Below are 19,415 nucleotides of genomic sequence, written 5' to 3'. Positions count from 1 at the left end.
CCGATGCGTCATTGGAAAACCGGCCTAGCGACTGGCGATCTTCATGGTTTTCTTCTCGCTGCCTTCGATCAGGAAGAAGCGGTATTCGCGACCTTTCTCTTTATCGAAAGCAAAGCTCTTGCCCGCCAGCACATGGTGCTTGGTGGTGGCGCCGCAATCGGTTTCCTTGGCCAGCGAACAGCTTTTGAATTCGTCGACGATGATCACCGTGTTGCCGTCGTTGCGTAGCTCGTAACGGCTGTCAGTGTCATTGACGACCGTGGCGAAGCGGGCATCCCTGGGCCGCACGAAAAAGATCGTGCCGAAGCCGGTCATCACGTTGACGCCGGCCGTCAGGGACTTCTTGTAGTCGTCGCGCTCTTCACTGCTGACGACAAAATCGTCTTCCTGTTCCGGCACCACGGGTACGAAACGCACACGGAAATAGCGTTCACGATCACGCACGCCCATGTACAACAACCGCGTGCCCTGCATGCCCTGAGCCGGCACGATCAGCCGTGCGGGGCTGGCCATCAGGCCATTGCGCGAGGCGCCGTCGGCGGCATTTTCGACGGGAATTTCCTGCGGAGCGCCATCAGCGCCGTAGACAATTTCCAGCACATTGATCTTGACGAACGCGGTGGCGTCGCCGCTGTTGAATACCCGTTTGAGGTAGGTACTTTTGTCGGCATCGAGATAGTCGTACACGGTGCCGACATTGATCTGCGGGCCGGCCTGCGCCGTCAGGCAAAACACGCTGAGCAGGCTCAGCAGAAAACCACGGTTCATTGTCTTCAACTCCCTGAAATGTGCAGAAGGCCAGACACGGACGGTCATGCTTCCGAGTCCCAGATAATGGTGATGTTGCCGCGCAGCCGGTCGTTCAAGCCGGGGCGCAGGAGAAAGTCGATGGCAAACGGAGTCATGTTGAAGTGCAGCGTGCCGGGTTTGCGATCCACGTACAGGCTGGGCTGAAACGGCCCTTCCCATTCGTCGTGGCGCAAGGGCAGACGGGCGACATTGCCACCGCCGGTGCCGGTAATGCCCGGCGGCAGCGACAGGCCGACCTCAACCTCGGTGGTATTGCCCTGCGCACTGCCAAGCTTGCAGGCCGTGCCGCCGGTGGAGTTGCACAGCATCTTGACCTTGAAGCGCGACGACGCTGACAAGTAGAACAACTGATCGCGGAAAATCCGCGTCGGCTTGCGCCCGCTGTCGATCCAGCGCGACCACCCACCTTCCGGCTCCAGTGACACCTGGCTGCCACCCGGTGGCAGATCGACCTTGAGGGTGTGCTGCACGTCGAGTACGAAGTCCAGGGTCAGGTTGGCGTCGTCCGGTTGCATCAACGGCCCCAGATCGAAATCGCCGCCATTGCCAAGGCTGTAAGCCATGGAACCGGTGTAGAGACCAGAGGACATGCCCAGTGGATTAGGCGTACGCAATTCGTAGGCGAAGTCGAGCGTGTCGAAATAAATGGACGGAATGGGGTATGCGTTTCTCTTGGTACAGAATGCCTCCACGGGGGTTTTCCAGAAAAACCGGTAACTGGCAGGGCCGAATGCCCCCACGCCGCTGTACTGACAGGGAGCAGGCGCATAGACCCAACTGCTGGTGGTCCAGAGTTTCTGATGGCCTTCAAGAAGGTCACTTACACCAACCAACTCATTGGCGGGGTGGCTCAGAACGAAATTCGAACCGATACCGGTGATGCGCACTTCTACACTCTCCGTTTCCTGCGTATCCGCATTGGTCACTGTCAATCGTCGCCAATTGGCGGGCACCTTTATCGGCACGACCTCACCTTGATAGAGCGCGCGCGTGGAACTGAAACGAACCGGCAACTGAATGCTGAACATCGCGTTGTCCGCACATTGGTCTGGATAATTAGCGCAATACCCACTGTTCGGGGTCTTGTTGACGAACACGTTCTTGCTCGGCTGCGAAGGGTCCGGCTGGAACATCGCGCGAATTTCATGACTGGCCGCCTGCGCCGTGGCAACACCCAGCGTCAGCGCCAATCCCAAGCTTCCTGCTAGCAATTTCATCCCTTCAACCCGCCTTCTGTTCTGTGGTCGTCACATCGGCCAGCGTGTCCGGCGTGCACCGCAGGTCGCCGATCATCAACACGTTGTTTTCACTGCGATGGCTGCCGGCATCGAGACGGAACTGACACAGCAACTGATTGCCCTGTCGTACTTCCAGGGTCGGTGAGCCGGCATTCATTTCCATGGAGAAGAAGCCATCGACTTCGGTGACACCGCGACTGGCGTGGTTGATCACGTGATGGCCCTTGAGCGGGCGTCCTTGCTCATCGATCAGCCGGCCGAGCACGGTCAGGGTTCTCATCACCCGCACCTTGCGGTATTCCACGCCGCCCTTGTTCAGGTGATACCGGCTGCGCGCTGGTTCGATGGTCGCCGCCGGTACGTTGTTGCCTTCGAAGTCGAAACTCACCGAGCTGTTCTGGTAGGCGGTGATCGGGATGAAATTGCGCCCCGGTTTCAAGGCCGCCCCGCCGCCGCTGTAATCGTCGGCGCGCAGGACGATGTCCTCGATGTCCGACTCAACGTCGACAATCAGCCCCGCGCCGCGCACCTCGCTCTGGCTGGTCATGAGCATTTGCTGGCCGCCGACCACCAGCGTGCTGTCGACGTTGAGGCCGCCGGTGAAATTGCCGTTGTAGGACGAACGCTGGACAAACGCATCGCCATTGACCGCATCGGTGCGGAAATTGGTCAGGCTCGACATGCCCAGGCCATAGGTGTCGGTGAGTGCGGTGACCGATACGCTTTGCAGCACGTGATCCTTGAAATCCTTGCGCCAGCCGAGCGAGGCATTGTTGTCACGCGCGCCGTCGCGGGCCGTACGTGAACCGATGCTGCCGGTGATTTGCTGGCCGGGCGCGCCAAGTGCCAGGTTGACACTCAAGTCGACCCCGCGATTGCGCGCATCGCCACTGCTGTAACTGCCCGGCCGGTCGAACAGCGACAGGCGCCAACTGGCATCGCTGCCAAACAGTTCGGTGCGCTGGGTCCAGCCCAGATCCACGCCCATGCCTTCGACGTTGCCTTCGCTGTGGGCGATCCGCGCATTGACCGAACTTTTGCTGGTGAGCCGATGGTTGAGCGCCAGCGACGAGTTGCTGGTCTGGCCGACAAATACATTGCGCGGGCGAACGCGGGTGCCGTCCGGCAAGGTGTCGTAGGTGTAAGTGGTGTCGAGCCAGCTGCGGGTGTGGCTGACGACCACGCTGCCCGAGCCATAGTTATAGAGGCTTTGCAGATCGAGACCGGTGCCGTAATCCTCGGTTTTATAGACGTTGGCGTACAGACTGATGTGATTGGCCAGGGTCCAGTCGATCGAGGTGCCGTACTGCAGTTTTTCGCGAATCTGCCGCGCCGACAGGCCGAGAATCACCCGTGGGTGCAACAAGTAGTTCACTGAAGCGCCGGCCGTGGGGCTGCCGCTGGACTGGGTGTCCCAGTTGCTCAGCAGTTTCTTTTCTTCACCGGCGAAGACGTTATAGCGCCAGCGTTCGTCGAGGTTGCGCCAGTTGTTGGGCTTGTACACCAACTCCTGAGTGGTGGAAGTGATCTGGCCGTCTTCGATCAGGCGCACTTCCACTTCATAGATGCCGCCGGGCAATGGCCGGGTGTCGAGGGTCTGCAAACCGGCGGGCACTGATTGCGTGTTGATCAGCAACCCATCGCGCCAGATTTCCACCGAGCCCTGGCGGTTGGCGGTGACATAGATCGGATAAACGCTGGGCATCGGACTGTTGATGGCCAGGCTGTCGGAGCTGCCATACATGACGCCGACGGCGGTGTCGGGGCTGGTGCCGAACGTGCGCGGCTGGCGGGTCAGCCCTTCGGAATTGGGGGTGAAATAGCCCAGACGGAAAAAACTGCCTTGCAGTTCGCGCTGGGTGTGTAACTCGTGGATTGCGTGATAAAGCTTGTCGTCCGGGCCGCCGAGGCGGGCCATTTGCAGGTTGAGCGTCTGGCTCCAGTTGCCCAGGCTTGAGCTGGCCTCAAGGCCGAAGCGTCCGCCGAGGTCCTGATCCTGACCGCCATTGAGATTGAGCTGGTTACGCACCATCAAGCCACTGCTGCCGCCGTCAGGTTGTTCGTAATAGCGCTTGGCGGCCACGTCGCGTTCAGCGTTTTCGGTAACGATCGATACCAGCGAGCTTTCCAGGTTGTAGTGCACCGCCAGAAACTGATCCGGGCACGAACCACTGCACGCTCCCAGCGGCACGCCGGGCTTGAGAAAACTCGCCCACTTTTCCCGTTCGGCGGCGCCGAAGCGGTTTTCGCTGGTGTCGGTGAATTCGAGCAGGGTGATGCGATCATCGCGGGACAACACCACCATGGCCTCGCCCAGCGGTTGTTGGTCGACTTCGACCCGCACCGCCAGAGGCACATCAAAGAAATGCTCCTCGAAATCCGCCGGCAAACCTTTGGCCTGCGCCAACAGACTGCGAGGTGTCGTACCGGCGTTGCTGGAAGCCACGGCTGCGCTGGCACAAAACAACAGCGCAAGCGCAGCCGCGATGGGTGTCATCGGGAACATGAACTCGTACTCTGATTACAAACAATGGAAGTCCGACGGGGCAAACACTTGTGCCTGCCCCGTCGGTTAACGCCGCTGTAGGGTCGGGCGCTTAATGCGTGTTCACGCGATCAGTTGACCGGTGGCACTGCATCAAAAATCATCGCCACGGAACCGGTGTAATCACCCGGCTGGAAGTTGCTGCCTCGGGCGGTGATTTTCAGCGGGGCGCGATAGTTGACGTCCGACTCGGACTCACCTACGACCATTTGCGGGGTCAGGGTCAGTTCCTTGTTGTTGAGCAAAACTTGCAAGTCGATGGTGGTGTTGCCGGCCACCAGTTTCGGCTGACTCTCAAGGCTGGCGTGTACCGAGCCGTTGTTGTTGCGCACATCGAAGAAGCCGTTGACGTCGCGCATCTTGCCGGTGGTCGGCTGATAGCTCATGTCCTGGTCCTTGTTGACCAGATCCGGATCGGTCGGCACGACATAGAAACCGTTGGTCGGCACATGCGCGACAAGGCTGATCGAGTGCGACGCTTCACCGGCAGCGAATGCGCCAGTGGAACCGAGTGCCAGAAGAGCCAGTGGAGCGGCGATTGCGAGTTTCTTGAACATCGTTATGTACCTGTTTTCTTGATAGGGGGATGAGCATTAAAAGCTCAAGAAGTTGAGTGCCCGAATCTCTGCCCGAGTTGCGTCAGATCAACTTGAACTTTCAATGCAGGGGCATCATCGGCTGTTGTCTCTGGAATGTAAGCAGGCAACTTCCGACAGCCTCGTAGTTAATCGACCCCATGACCCGCAAGAAAAAAGAACAAAATAACGACATTTGAAACAGTGACTGTAAGTTCCACCCTACAGACAGTTTTAGTTAAAAAAACATACAGCAACTTCGCCCTTCCAGCACGGCAACTTATTGCCATTTAGAATATATACTCTACGCGAAATAGAGTGATGACTTTAACTTTCAAGTTATCGTTTCCGACAACCGGCGAAAAAATCATCGTTTGCGTTTGAGTCGATCTGCCGCTCGTCAGCCAGCACCGCGCTCCGGGAAAAAACGTCTTGCGCGGGACTTAAGATATATCTTAAGTTGTATCTAAACACGACGAGAGAAGACTGAAATGAGAGACCATCATTCCCCCCACCGCGAACATGGCGACGGCCGTGACGGCTTCGAAAAGCGCCCCGGACGCGAGCGCGGCGGCCGTGGTCCCCGGGTGTTCGCCCCCGGTGACCTGAAATTGCTGCTGCTGGCGCTGGTCGCCGAACAGCCGTGCCACGGCTACGACCTGATCCGCCAGATCGAAGGCATGTTCGACGGCGCCTACAGCCCGAGTCCCGGGGTGATCTACCCGACCCTGACCTTTCTCGAAGAGAGCGAGCTGATCACCGGCGACGCCGAGGGCGGCAAAAAACGTTACAGCGTCACCGAGGCCGGGCGTTTGTCTTTAAGCGAACAAGCCGTTGCCCTCGACGGCGTGCGCATGCGCATCGATGTGAGCAAACGTTCACTGCGCGGCCATGATCGTCCGCCGGAAATCCACGAGGCGGTACACAACCTGCGTCATGCCCTGCAAATGCACCACGGCCGCTGGAGCCCGGCAGAAATCCTGCGCGTGCGTGACCTGCTCAACGACACCGCCAAAGCCATCGTCGACGGCCCTGCCGTTCAACCTGTTTCGGAGTAAAGCCAATGACTGCAGTCGATAGCCAAACCATTCACCGCGTGATGCACGAAATCAAACGCCGCAAGCTTGAGGTGTTGCGCGTGGTCGACCTGACCCCGCGCATGCGCCGCATCACCCTCGGCGGGCCGGAATTGGCCGGGTTCATCAGCCTTGGCACTGACGATCACGTCAAGCTGTTGTTCCCGCAGAACGCCGAACAGGCTGCCGCACTCGAAACGATGGTGCTCGGCGCCGGCAAGGACGACGGGCCGAAGCCGGAAATGCGCGACTACACCCCGCGTCGCTATGACCTCGACGCACTCGAACTCGATATCGATTTCGTCCTGCACGGCGACGGCCCTGCTTCGACTTGGGCTGAGCAAGCCAAACCAGGACAATTCCTGCACATCGGCGGCCCCCGTGGCTCAATGATCGTCCCGGACATTTTCGACAGCTACCTGCTGATCGGCGACGAAACCGCCCTGCCCGCCATCGCCCGCCGCCTAGAAGGCCTGGCGGCCAATCGCAAGGCGCTGGTGGTGATCGAAGTGGAAAACGGTGCAGAACAACAGGTGTTGGAAAGCCCGGCGCAGGTCAACGTGATCTGGGTGCTGCGCGAAGGCAGCAAGGACAATTTGCTGGCGACGGTGAAACAATTGCAGGTGCCCAAGGGCAATGTGTATGCGTGGGTCGCGACCGAGACCAAGGTTTCACGGCAGATCCGCCGGGTGCTGATCGATGAGCATGGGCTGGATGAGCAACTGATCAAGGCTGTCGGCTACTGGCGCGCTGAAGGATCCGAAGAAGAGTGATATCCCTTGTAGGAGCTGCCGCAGGCTGCGATCTTTTGATCTTGTTTTTGAAAAAGCAAAGTCAAAAGATCGCAGCCTGCGGCAGCTCAGGTGCTTTAACTTCGTGCAAATCTCCAGCGGTCCAGGCCGATGACCAACAACCCAATCCCCACAAACCCCACCAAAATCCCCCCGGCATTGACCAGCACCTGTGGATAACCCAACAGCGCCACATCAATGAACGGGTACGCATAGGCGCCGAGCCAATGCCCGCGCAGCAACGCGTAAATGAAATACACCAGCGGATAAATCAGCCACACCGGCAGATGCCACAACCGCAAGGTGCCCTTCGGAACGCACACCCACCAATAGCCAAGAAACAGCAGCGGCATCACGTCGTGCAGCAACTCGTCAGCAATAAATTGCCAACCTTGCGGGTGCCACAAATGCCGCAGCAAAATACTGTAGGCGAGACCGACCACGACGATACTCACCGCAATCGCGCTACTCACCCACGGCTGCAAAAACCAGCGGCGCGCGGCGGATTCGCGATCGGTCACGGCACAGGTCAGCACCGTCGCCACCAGCGTATTGGTCAGGATCGTGAAGTAGCTGAAAAAACTCACCAACCCACCCAGCAGGCTGGCGCCGATGCTCAAGCGCGCGAAAAAAATCAGGTACAGCTGAATGCCCAACCCCGCCCAGCCCAGTATGGCTGCGCAGGTGATCAGGCGACGACGCCAACAACCGGCGTCCATCTCAGAGCGGTCGCTTGGTGCGCATCAACTTCACGTACAAACGCTCGACCTTCTCACGCGCCCACGGCGTTTTACGCAGAAACGTCAGGCTCGACTTGATGCTCGGGTCGCTCTTGAAGCAGCGAATATCGATGCGCTCGGCCAGGCCCGACCATTCGTAATGGCTCACCAAGGCGTTGAGGATCTGTTCAAGGGTCACGCCGTGCAGCGGATCGGGGGTTTGTTCGTTCATGCCAGGCCTTTGGGCGAAGTGAAAATGCAGAAGCCGCGCACCTTAGCCGAGGGGGTGTTCGGGTGGAAGGCCTACCTTCAAATGTAGGCCAACCTGAAAAGATCGCAGGCCACGGCCCGACCGACAATGCGCCCGTTTGCCGCACTGTTACCGAATCCGAAACGCTGCATGTTCACAAAAGGCCTTTGTCTTTTTGTAACAGATCATTATCCTGCCGCCCTTCCGCTGAATCGCTTCACTGCCTGCGACTTATTGAAGCACTCAGCTCGCACCCCCGAAAACACCAAAAAAAGACTTAGCCATGCCCGATTTCTCCTTCTCCCGAGACAGCGCTATCTCAGCCCTGCGCACCCTTGGCGGCTGCACCGCCCTCGGCCTCGCCACCAGCGTCCAAGCGGCCCCTGCGTTCGACAGTGAATCACCGTACATGCTCGGTGACTGGAACGGCACGCGCACCGAACTCTCGGAAAAAGGCTACGACTTCAAGCTCGATTACACCGGCGAAATGGGCAGCAACCTGCACGGCGGCTACGACCATGACCGCACTGCGCGCTATAGCGATCAGTTTGGCCTCGGCACCCACCTCGACCTGCAAAAGATCCTTGGCTGGGACGACGCCGAGTTTCAACTGACCATCACCAAGCGCAGCGGCAACAACATCAGCAACGACCGCATCAACGATCCGCGCGTTGGCGGCTTCACCTCGGCCCAGGAAGTCTGGGGCCGTGGCCAGACCACGCGCCTGACGCAGATGTGGTATCAGCAGAAATTCTTCGATCAGAAACTCGACATCAAAGTCGGCCGTTTCGGCGAAGGCGAAGACTTCAACAGCTTCCCGTGCGACTTCCAGAACCTCGCGTTCTGCGGCTCGCAGGTCGGCAACTGGGTCGGCGGCATCTGGTACAACTGGCCGGTCAGCCAGTGGGCGATGCGCGTCAAATATCACCTGACCCCGGAACTGTATGCACAGGTCGGCGCTTACGAGCAGAACCCGTCGAACCTCGATCGCGGCAACGGCTTCAAACTCAGCGGCAGCGGCACCCAGGGCGCGATCCTGCCGATCGAACTGGTGTGGACGCCGAAACTCAACGGTCTGCCGGGCGAATACCGCGCCGGTTACTACTACAGCAACGCCAAGGCCAGCGACGTCTATAAAGACAGCCACGGCCAACCGGCGGCTCTCAGCGGCGAAGCCTACCGCAGCGCGTCGAGCAAACACGGCGTATGGCTCGGTGTGCAACAGCAAATCACCAGCATGGCCAGCGACAACTCCCGTGGCCTGAGCGTGTTCGCCAACGGCACGATGCACGACAAGAAAACCAACGCGATCGACAACTACGTGCAGGCCGGCATCACCTACAAAGGCCCGTTCGATGCGCGCGCCAAGGATGACATCGGTTTCGCCCTCGCCCGCGTGCACGTCAACCCGGCCTTGCGCAAAAACGCCGAAGCCAGTAACCGCGCCAACGCGGTGTACGACTACGACGATCCGTCGTTCCTGCCGCCGCAAGACACCGAATACAGCGCCGAACTGTATTACGGCGTGCATGTAACGAACTGGCTGACCGTGCGCCCGAACCTGCAATACATCCGCCACCCCGGTGGCGTGAACGACGTCGACGACGCCCTGATCGGCGGGATCAAGATCCAGTCCTCGTTCTAAAGCACACCACGGATCAATGTAGGAGTGAGCCTGCTCGCGATAGCGGTAAGTCAGCCACCACAGATATTGCCTGACACACCGCCATCGCGAGCAGGCTCACTCCTACACAAATGAAATTCGTTAGCTAGACAAGTTTTTATCTGAACCATGCCCACGCCAAATCGTCATCTACAGTGACTACAGCGCGGGACTACATAAAACGTCACGGAGAATCACACTATGAGCACCGAAAGTGCTTCGAGTCGGGGCCGTTTGCTACCGAGCCTGCTCGGCATTCTGCTTCTACTGATGGGCCTGGCCATGTTGGCCGGTGGGGTCAAGCTGAGCATGCTCGGCGGCTCGCTGTACTACCTGCTGGCCGGTATCGGCATTGCGCTGAGCGGCATCCTGTTGCTGATGCGCCGTCGCGCGGCACTGGGCCTGTATGCCATCGTTCTGTTTGCCAGCACCGTTTGGGCGCTGTGGGAAGTGGGTCTGGACTGGTGGCAACTGGTGCCACGTCTGGCCCTGTGGTTTGTCCTCGGCTTCGTGATGTTGCTGCCGTGGTTCCGTCGTCCGCTGTTGCTTAACGGCCCGGCACCGATGGGCACTGGCGGTTTGACCGTCGCTGTGGTGCTGGCCGGCGTCACCGCTCTGGCCAGCCTGTTCACCCACCCGGGCGAAACCTTCGGTGAACTGGGCCGCGACACCGCGGACACCACCAGCACCGCGCCAGCCATGCCCGATGGCGACTGGCAGGCCTATGGCCGCACCGAGTTCGGTGACCGTTACTCGCCGCTGAAGCAGATCACCCCAGCCAACGTCGGCAAGCTGCAAGAAGCCTGGCGCATCCAGACCGGCGACCTGCCGACCGCGGATGACCCGGTCGAGCTGACCAACGAAAACACCCCGCTGAAAGCCAACGGCATGATCTATGCCTGCACCGCGCACAGCAAAGTGTTGGCCCTGGACCCGGACACGGGTAAAGAACTGTGGCGCTTCGACCCGCAGATCAAGAGCCCGGTCGGCTTCAAAGGCTTCGCCCACATGACCTGCCGTGGCGTGTCGTACTACGACGAAGCCGCTTACGCCAAGTCTGAAAACGCCGCCTCCGCGGTGATTTCCGAAGCCGGCAAAGCCGTTGCTCAGGCCTGCCCGCGTCGTCTGTACCTGCCAACCGCTGATGCCCGCCTGATCGCCCTGAACGCCGACACCGGCAAGATCTGCGAAGGCTTCGGCAAAAACGGCGTGGTTGACCTGACCCAAGGCATCGGCCCGTTCACCGCTGGCGGCTACTACTCCACCTCGCCAGCGGCGATTACCCGTGATCTGGTGATCATGGGCGGTCACGTGACCGACAACGAATCGACCAACGAGCCATCGGGCGTGATCCGCGCCTTCGACGTGCGCGATGGCCACCTCGTGTGGAACTGGGACAGCGACAAGCCAGACGCCACCGAGCCATTGGCACCGGGCGAAACCTACAGCCGCAACTCGGCGAACATGTGGTCGCTGGCCAGTGTCGACGAAAAACTCGGCATGGTTTACCTGCCACTGGGCAACCAGACCCCAGACCAGTGGGGCGCTGATCGCACCCCGGGCGCCGAGAAATTCAGCGCCGGTGTTGTAGCCCTGGACCTGGCCACCGGTAAAGTGCGCTGGAACTACCAGTTCACTCACCACGACCTGTGGGACATGGACGTTGGCAGCCAGCCAACCCTGCTCGACATGAAAACCGCCGACGGCGTGAAACCGGCGCTGATCGCCCCGACCAAACAGGGCAGCCTGTACGTCCTCGACCGTCGTGACGGCACGCCGATCATTCCGATCAAGGAAATCCCGGTCCCGCAGGGCGCCGTGAAAGGCGACCACACCGCACCGACCCAGGCCCGTTCGGACCTCAACCTGCTGGCCCCGGAACTGACCGAAAAAGCCATGTGGGGCGCGAGCCCGTTCGACCAGATGCTGTGCCGCATCCAGTTCAAGGAACTGCGTTATGAAGGCCAGTACACCCCGCCGTCGGAACAGGGCAGCCTGATCTATCCGGGTAACGTCGGCGTGTTCAACTGGGGCGGCGTCTCGGTCGACCCGGTTCGCCAAATGCTGTTCACCAGCCCGAACTACATGGCCTTCGTTTCGAAAATGGTGCCACGCGAGCAAGTCGCCGCCGGCAGCAAACGCGAAAGCGAAACCGCTGGCGTGCAACCGAACACTGGCGCGCCATACGCCGTGATCATGCACCCGTTCATGTCGCCACTCGGCGTACCGTGCCAGGCCCCGGCCTGGGGTTACGTTGCCGGTATCGACCTGACCACCAGCAAAGTCGTGTGGAAACGCAAGAACGGCACCAGCCGCGACAGCTCGCCCATCCCGATCGGCTTCACCCTTGGCGTCCCAAGCATGGGCGGCTCGATGGTCACGGCTGGCGGCGTCGGCTTCCTCAGCGGCACCCTCGACCAGTACCTGCGTGCGTACGACGTCAACAGCGGTAAAGAGCTGTGGAAATCGCGTCTGCCAGCAGGTGGTCAAGCGACTCCGATGACTTACACCGGCAAGGACGGCAAGCAATACGTGCTGCTGGTTGTCGGCGGTCACGGTTCGCTGGGCACCAAGATGGGTGACTACGTGATTGCGTACAAACTGCCGGAATAAGTTTTAGCGGCGGTAAAACAAAGGCGATGTCTCGTGAGGGACATCGCCTTTTTTTGTGCACGCCAATTTTGAACCCACCGCAGAACCCTGTGGGAGCGAGCTTGCTCGCGAAGGCGTCAGCACATTCAACATCTACGGTGCCTGACACACCGCTTTCGCGAGCAAGCTCGCTCCCACAGGTTGAAAAGTGTTTATCTGTGGGAAATGTGCTCGTCCTACAGACGTTGAAAATTGCGCGGAGTTTTCCGACAAGTCGCGTCGGTTGTGCCTCGGAAATTGGCTGGATAGGCTCTGGGGGTCGCTGCAAATTCAGCGAACGGGCGTCGCGGCCCGATAACTGATGCATAATCGCCAACCTGAAGGCACCTCGGTGCCCGTTGTTTGTGTCATGGCGGCTGTGCGCGGGATACCTTCGTTGGGGGTATGCCGATTTCTCAGTTATCGGTCCGCGAACCCGCGTACAGCTGCCACCTCAGATTGCGTCGCGGCAATCGAAGGCAGCTCCACTTTCACCAACTGAGTATTCATCATGAAAAAGCCAACACCCAATCCCCCCGAAACCAACGACACCTCGCCCTACGAATCCCCCGATTCCAAGAAATTCCACGAAGCCGCCGAACGCGCCCTCGACCACTATCTCAAGCCCAACGCGTTAACCCTGCGCTTCCACAAACCCAGCACCATGTTCCAGGTCGCGCCCGAGCAAGACAGCGAAAGCCTGCTGGTCCACGCCTGCGAATCCCTGGCCCAGGCCAGCCTGATGACCAGCGACATCGCCGCCTACATCGACCTGCCGCAGCGACGGACGATTCTGGCGATCCAGCAGATCATCATGCTCGCCGAACTGGCGGTGAACCGCGTGCTGGATAACCACGAAATCGCGCAATCCCCAACACACAGCTAACTCCCTGTGGGAGCGAGCCTGCTCGCGAAGGCGTCAGCCCATTCAGCCGTTTGGGTGACTGAAACAGCGCTTTCGCGAGCAGGTCTGAGGGCCGTTCGACGCACTCGAACACATCGAGAGATCACTCCCCTCCTATACATAGATACCACCCGCCCTCCACTGCCCCTCGCCATGCTGCCCCCTCACCCTCAGCATGGAAAGCGCCCATGAACCCCGCCACAACGCCCTCCCCCGAAGAGATCAAAAGCGATCTCAACGCGATCGCCCATCACCTGTTCGATACACAAACTCCACTGCTTCCCGAACAAAAACCGACCCGCGAACAGGCCTTCCTGAAACGCCTCGAAGCACAATTGAAAACCTACCGAACAAGCTACCTGCAACGCAGCCGCGCGCTGTATCAGGCGTTGGAAAACAGCGATCTGCAAAGCGATGCAGGCCAACAGCTGATTGCCACGCTGAAAGTCAGACTGACCACTCAACTGATCAACATGGATCAACGCGACCGGATCGACGACAAACCGGCGAAAACCTTCCTCAAATATGACGCAGGCTTCACCGCCATCGGCCACGAAGCCAGACAGGCCGTCACCGACCGCCTGCTGCATCCGCAAGCCGGCGAACTGCTGCAAAAACTCAATGCGGTGCCGATGCTGCGTCCGGCCATGTACGCGCTGCAGTTCAGCTATCAAGACACCACCGTTGAGCTGGCCGGCGCCTTTGTGGTCACGGAAAAAGACACTCGCCGCGTCAAGGACTTGCAGACCGACCAGAGCATGGGTTTCGCCCTGCTGTTCACCCCCGCAAGAGGTATCGAGTTTTTCAACTCCCTTGCTGATCTCGACAGCCAACTGCGAACATCGCTGAACCACGCCAGCGGTAGCGAGGAGTTCATGTCCATGTTGCCGACGCGCTATCACGCGGTGGGCGCAGCAGGCATCTGGCCGCTGCTGCTCGCGCCGATCGACAGCAAACCCTTGTTCGAACACACCTACGATGCGCTGATCGAAAAACGCACGCAGGATATCGAGCGCGCCTTGAGCTTCGCCGATAACCCGCAGCAAGACCCCAAGCAATTGCTCGCCGCGCTGCAACGCGCAATTGCCGCCGCCCTGCCGGATATCACGCCGCGCTTGGCATTACGCGCGCAAACCTTGTTCGAACGCCACCTGCGCGACAGCGCACCGGACTGGTTTCGAAGCGCCAGCACCGCGCAAAAAGACGCGCTGGCGCAGCATCTAGGCAATTACCAGCAGGCGCGGCAACACCTGCTCGACCTGATGGAGCCGGTAGGCAGTCTGACGGCACTGGCCCGCCAGCAATGGCTGGAGCGCCTGAGCGAAGACCTGGAAATCGACGATCTCGAGCCGGAAAAGTTAAGCATTTCGACCGATCGCCGAGTGCCGGGCTACGGCGTTTATGTGCATCAATCCAGTCTGCTCGAGCTGTCCTTGCGCGGCCCGCACACCGGCGATGAATTACCGGGCTCGGCGTTTTTGAAGTACACCACCCTCACCTACGATGACGCGCCTTTGCCGCCAACCTACGCAGACGTGACGCCGGCCTGGCTGATCAAGCAAGCCGTGGAGCTGCAGCCTCGTATCGACTTCAATCACTTGCAAAAAGCACTACAGGCCAAGCCCGCGATCAAACCCGCCATCGAGCAGATGCTCGATCGCCGCATCGTCGCCCTCGCTCACACGGCGGTGCTGCAAGGGCACCTGCTCGACAGTGATCTGCAACTGATTCAGCGTCTGCGTAACGGCAGCGATCGCCATCTGCACGCCGCCACCCTGTCGCTGCACGGCGCGCAGTTGCAGGGCTTGTGGGTACTGCGCCAGAACGATGACGGCGGCACGCTCAAACGGCTGTTGCTGTGCACGCCACAGGCGCCGCGAGCGCAACAATTCCAGGCCTTCGACAGCGAGCGCGAATGCCAGACCCACTTGCTTGGCTGGGCCAGGCACAGTGATGTCGCCGAGAGCATGGCCGGCTACCTGATCAGCCGGGCGCCCATGCGCTTTCGCCCGAAGCTGCGCCACGTGTTGGCCGGGCTGAGCTTCAAGCCTGAGGCGCTGGAGCATCAAAAGGTCACGTTCGATCACATCGGCAGTCATCCCGCTTGCCTGCGCGCGATGGCTGAACATGTGCTCGCCACACGGATCGACGACTACGATTTCAGCACTCCGCTGTGGTACCGCTCGACCAGCACTGCCAACCGCCGCAAGCTGACGACCCTGAGCGAAGACGCTGAAGGCGCCCTGCGCGCGTTCAACCGCCACGCCTTATCGGGCAGTCGCTTTCCGGCGTTTGATGACTACGTACACGAGCAAGCAAAAATCAGCTTGAACCGCCTGCTCAAGCGTCCGGCCAACGATGTCGACCCGGATACGGTGTGGGCGTTCGCGCCGACCGCCCTCGTGCGCTCGTGGACGCCAAAACCTTTGACCTACACCACGCTTTATCGCGACGGCTACGCCGACGGCGTCGGTTTTCTCGATGAGAAATTTGCCCGCGCGGCGCGCTTCAAAGGCCCGCCGGGTATCGATATCAGCAACCTGACCGCACAGAATGTCGCGCGCTCGGTCACCGGTGTGTGGATCGGCCAGCGCTACATCGACAAGGTCAAGGCTGACCTGCAACGTTCGACGAGCGAAGGCTACGAATTTCGGCGCAACGCGACCCTGGCCATTACCCAGCGCCAGATGAAAAGCGCCGCGCTGGAATGCCAGCTGCAGGGCCATATCGCCAGCCATGATCTGCAATGGCTGGAGCAGAGTATCGACAGCATGGCTGAGACGTCCGGCCCCGTGCGCACGAAATATCCGCTCCACCGGTTGATGATCGACGGCGAATGGGTGCTCGATGCATGGCTGTTCAGCCATGGCGACAACCCGGTTCTGCTCTACACACCCGATGCGCCCGACGGTGTCGGTTTTCGCGAGGCACGGCTGTTCAATTACCTGCTCCAGCAACAGTCCGGCATGCTCGAATACCTGACCTTGCGCGTCGGCGTCAGCGCCCGGAACCGGGTTCGCACGCACCTTGAAAACATCAAGAAAGGGCTGCCCAAAGACCTCAACAAAACCACACCCAGCCCAGCACGTTACGACTCGACCCGCGCGGTCGCGGCGGTCAGTGATCTGTGCACAGCCCTTTACGACATGAAGCTGCAACGGCGCATCGACGACGTCAACGCGACCACCACCAGCCGAGCAGAGATGATCGCCAGTCTGGTCTGGACCAGTGTCGAATGGATCGGCGCCATTGCCACGGCGCCGTTCCCGCTGCTGAGCTTGAGCACCGGTCTGCTCCTGGCGTTCAAGGACGCCATGCTCGCCCTGCACGCTTACCGCCAGGGTGACCACGGCGAAGCTTTCCAGCATTTGCTCGGTTATCTGTTCAACAGTGCCGGCGCGGTGCTGACCGACCTGCGCCCGGCGCTGCGTTCGCTCAAGCCCGTGCGCCGGCCGTTGCGTCAGAGCAGCGCCAGTGCCAGTGCCAGTGCCAGTGCCAGCAGCGAACAACAGAATGTCATGTCCGTGATCGATCAAGTGACACCCCAACCTGACTGGGATGACATGCGCGTGGTGGTTTTCCGAAACCAGCTGTTCTTTACCGGAAACAGTCCAGATGCACTCGGTCGTTATCTGCTCTATCGGAGCAAGCCGAATTCCCCCGACCTGGTTTCTACCGGCATCCTGACTGTGCGCAATTCCGACGGGATGATGGTGCGCAGCGGCGTGGTCGGCGGCGCGCCCAAGTACCAGGCCGTGCCGCAGACACCCGGTCCGCACAAGGTCTATGGCGTGGAGCGCAAATACCGGCAGCGCATCGAAACGGTGATGAACCCGCAAACCCGGGAGGACATCCTCCTGCGCAGTCAGGACGATGTAACCACCGGTCCCTACCTGGTGATTATCGGCGTAGTCAATGAACTCGCCTCGACACGCACCGCCTACCTGAAGCAGGTTGAAAAGCTCACCACAGACGCCAGCGCTCATTTCGCCGGACGTGCCCCGCTGCCAGCCCGCGCCGAAGTCCCGCCAGTCGCCGACGACCTGTCATTTGCGCGGTTGATCAGCAGCGACGCGGTCAAAGGGAAGAATCTGGTCATTGGCGCCCAGCCTGGTTCGATCGCCAGCAAACAACTGCTGATCGATCATCTGGACGCACTCGTCAGCAACGGCTTCAAGCGACTTTACGTGGAATACCTGGCGGGCGATGTCTTCAATATCAAGCTGGAAAAAATGAACAAGGGGGGAACCTGGAGACACATCAAAAACCATCTTGAAGCCGTCGACCGTGCGCTGGGACATGAGAAGAACGCACCATTCTCTTATCTGGCACTGGTGCGTACAGCGCGCGAAAAAGGTCTGAAGATCCATGCGCTGGATGCTTCGACCAGCTACCAACTGGAGGGGGCCCTGGTACTGGCCGACGTGTCGCCATTGACGCCTCGCAGCAACAGCATCAGGAATTTCTATTCGCACAAGACGCTGGCCGCCGATATCGCCGATGCACCCGAGGAGCGCTGGGTAGTCCTCACCGAACAATCACGCATGAGCACCTTCGACAAGACCCCCGGTCTGGCCGACCTGCACGCGGCTGTCGCCGTGCGCGTGGAAGATGTCGCACTGGATCAGCCGGCACGCATCGCCCTCGATTCACCCGGTGCCATCGCCGGGGATACGGCCGCCAGGGGCGATTATCGGGTGCAATGTCCGACCGCGTACAAGGCGCCTCAGCCCGTCTCCCGGCCAGCAGCGATTGCCCCTGCTGTCGAGCATTTCAGCGAATACGATATTGCGCCCCCCATGCGCGACGATATCGCGCAAATGCTGCATCAACCCTACGCCATGGATTCACGCTATAGCCCGACCGTACCGAGTGAAAAACAGGCGTTCGATGCGTTCATCGCCAACCGCGGGCGTCTGGAGAAAAAGGCCAGGGACACTTTTGCTCACTACACCCCCGCCGAAGCGGCCACGCTCCCGACGCTCACCTCAGACACCACGTTCGAAGCGTTTTTGCGGTTGCTGGCCGACGACCGCTTGAACCTGTTGATCGGCGAGGTTCATGCACACGTTTCGAGCAAAGCGTTGCTGAAAAAGTACATGAAGACTCTTAAGCAAGCCGGGTATGACACGCTCTACGTGGAACATCTGCTCACCGACTTGCACCAGGCCGACCTGGATATTTTTTATCGCACACAGCGCATGCCGGACAGACTGAAGGCTTATTTGAGCGTTCAGGACCGTGGCCACATGCCCACCCATGACGGTAACGATACGTACACAGCGGTCTGTCAGGCGGCGGCCAAATACAACATCCGTATCAGGGCACTCGATTGCACGGCGTCCTACCACCTCAAGGGTGTGTCTGACGAAGATATCTCGCGAAACGAGATGTTCAGCTATTTCGCCACCCAAGTGATCGAAGCCGACCAACTGGCACACGGACCGCATAAATGGGTGGCGCTCATTGGCAACGCCCACACCAACTACAACCTGGGTGTGCCGGGTCTGGCGGATACCCTCTCGGCGGTCAGCCTCCATGTGCGCGACACCGCTCCGGATCTGGCCAGAGATATCCATCGCGGGGCGTGGGAAGTGGTGGACAGCAAACGCGGCACCAATAGCCGTGCCTTGCGCAGCGATTTCCTGCTGGAAGTGGCCGTCGCCGGAAAGAATAAACCCGACCCGACGCCGGCTGTCAGCCGCAGCAAACTGACCGATTCCGGGATGTTCATGATCGAAAATACAGGCACGGGCGGGCCCCGTCTGGTGCATAAATCCAAGACCGGCGACATCGTTGTGACACCGATCCAGGTCAATGACCACGGCTTGTTTTTCATTGATCGCTGGGGGAAGAAACAAGAAGGATTCAAATACCTGCGGAACTTGACCGAGATGCTGGTCGATGATGTGAAACTGACCGAGGTGAAATAAACATCAGAGGTGATCTGCGCCTTGCCAACAACCACCGGGCTTCACGGCCCGGTGGTTGTTTATGGACGGATGCCACAGTTTTGCGCTGTACCGAATAGTGCGGCCCATTGGGCGCGAACGTGTAGCGGGAAAAAGGTAGTCGAAGGTGCGGACCTACACCTGTGAATCACTGGCACAAGCCGGCCTAATGACTAGCCACATCGCAGCGCAATCCTCGCCTCACAACTGAAAAGCCCCTCACCCTAACCCTCTCCCAGAGGGAGAGGGGACTGACCGAGGT

Annotated in this window: 12 protein-coding genes; 6 read left to right on the top strand and 6 right to left on the bottom strand. The window is 59.9% G+C overall.

Going from position 1 to position 19,415, the window contains the following annotated elements:
- Positions 1–24 precede the first annotated feature (24 nt).
- The 4 genes from ACWR1S_RS18580 to ACWR1S_RS18565 all read right to left on the bottom strand — a co-directional run bounded on the left by ACWR1S_RS18580 (position 25) and on the right by ACWR1S_RS18565 (position 5,150).
- Positions 25–768 (bottom strand): molecular chaperone, encoded by a 744-nt coding sequence (locus tag ACWR1S_RS18580; protein WP_141128418.1) that lies wholly within the window; start codon positions 766–768, stop codon positions 25–27.
- 44 nt (positions 769–812) lie between these two features.
- Positions 813–2,027 carry a hypothetical protein gene (locus tag ACWR1S_RS18575; RefSeq protein ID WP_454564505.1) on the bottom strand — a complete coding sequence of 405 codons (1,215 nt, stop codon included), beginning with the start codon at positions 2,025–2,027 and terminating at the stop codon, positions 813–815.
- A 4-nt stretch (positions 2,028–2,031) separates the two neighbouring features.
- Positions 2,032–4,554, bottom strand: a complete 2,523-nt coding sequence (locus ACWR1S_RS18570; protein WP_454564504.1) for a TcfC E-set like domain-containing protein — start codon at positions 4,552–4,554, stop codon at positions 2,032–2,034.
- 110 nt (positions 4,555–4,664) lie between these two features.
- Positions 4,665–5,150 (bottom strand): CS1 type fimbrial major subunit, encoded by a 486-nt coding sequence (locus ACWR1S_RS18565; RefSeq protein ID WP_141128415.1) that lies wholly within the window; start codon positions 5,148–5,150, stop codon positions 4,665–4,667.
- A 509-nt stretch (positions 5,151–5,659) separates the two neighbouring features.
- Between ACWR1S_RS18565 and ACWR1S_RS18560 the strand changes: the two genes are divergently transcribed.
- Both ACWR1S_RS18560 and ACWR1S_RS18555 read left to right on the top strand, forming a co-directional pair.
- Entirely contained in the window at positions 5,660–6,226 is a 567-nt protein-coding gene (locus ACWR1S_RS18560; RefSeq protein ID WP_454564503.1) for a PadR family transcriptional regulator, read from the top strand.
- A 5-nt stretch (positions 6,227–6,231) separates the two neighbouring features.
- A complete protein-coding gene (locus ACWR1S_RS18555) occupies positions 6,232–7,017 on the top strand; it encodes a siderophore-interacting protein (protein ID WP_141128413.1) in 786 nt (261 codons plus the stop codon).
- Positions 7,018–7,112: 95 nt separating this feature from the next.
- Here the strand turns inward: ACWR1S_RS18555 and ACWR1S_RS18550 are convergent, their stop codons facing one another.
- Both ACWR1S_RS18550 and ACWR1S_RS18545 read right to left on the bottom strand, forming a co-directional pair.
- Positions 7,113–7,754, bottom strand: a complete 642-nt coding sequence (locus ACWR1S_RS18550; RefSeq protein WP_454564502.1) for a Pr6Pr family membrane protein — start codon at positions 7,752–7,754, stop codon at positions 7,113–7,115.
- Between the two features lies 1 nt (position 7,755).
- Positions 7,756–7,986 (bottom strand): VF530 family protein, encoded by a 231-nt coding sequence (locus ACWR1S_RS18545; RefSeq protein ID WP_007916799.1) that lies wholly within the window; start codon positions 7,984–7,986, stop codon positions 7,756–7,758.
- Positions 7,987–8,287: 301 nt separating this feature from the next.
- Here ACWR1S_RS18545 and ACWR1S_RS18540 point away from each other — a divergent pair, with 301 nt between their 5' ends.
- From ACWR1S_RS18540 to ACWR1S_RS18525, 4 genes are all read left to right on the top strand, one after another.
- Positions 8,288–9,649: a carbohydrate porin gene (locus ACWR1S_RS18540; RefSeq protein ID WP_454564501.1), complete on the top strand. Its 1,362-nt coding sequence runs from the start codon at positions 8,288–8,290 to the stop codon at positions 9,647–9,649.
- 219 nt (positions 9,650–9,868) lie between these two features.
- Entirely contained in the window at positions 9,869–12,280 is a 2,412-nt protein-coding gene (locus ACWR1S_RS18535; protein ID WP_454564500.1) for a glucose/quinate/shikimate family membrane-bound PQQ-dependent dehydrogenase, read from the top strand.
- Between the two features lie 529 nt (positions 12,281–12,809).
- Complete coding sequence (locus ACWR1S_RS18530; RefSeq protein ID WP_454564499.1) at positions 12,810–13,184, top strand: DUF6124 family protein; 375 nt, start codon at positions 12,810–12,812, stop codon at positions 13,182–13,184.
- A gap of 206 nt (positions 13,185–13,390) precedes the next feature.
- Positions 13,391–19,135, top strand: coding sequence for a membrane-targeted effector domain-containing toxin (locus ACWR1S_RS18525; RefSeq protein WP_454564498.1), 5,745 nt, complete (start codon positions 13,391–13,393; stop codon positions 19,133–19,135).
- Positions 19,136–19,415: the final 280 nt, after the last annotated feature.

This window comes from Pseudomonas sp. AIG (genome assembly GCF_977020205.1).
The sequence above is the reverse complement of the archived record's forward strand: the minus strand, read 5'-3'. Positions and strand labels throughout refer to the sequence as shown.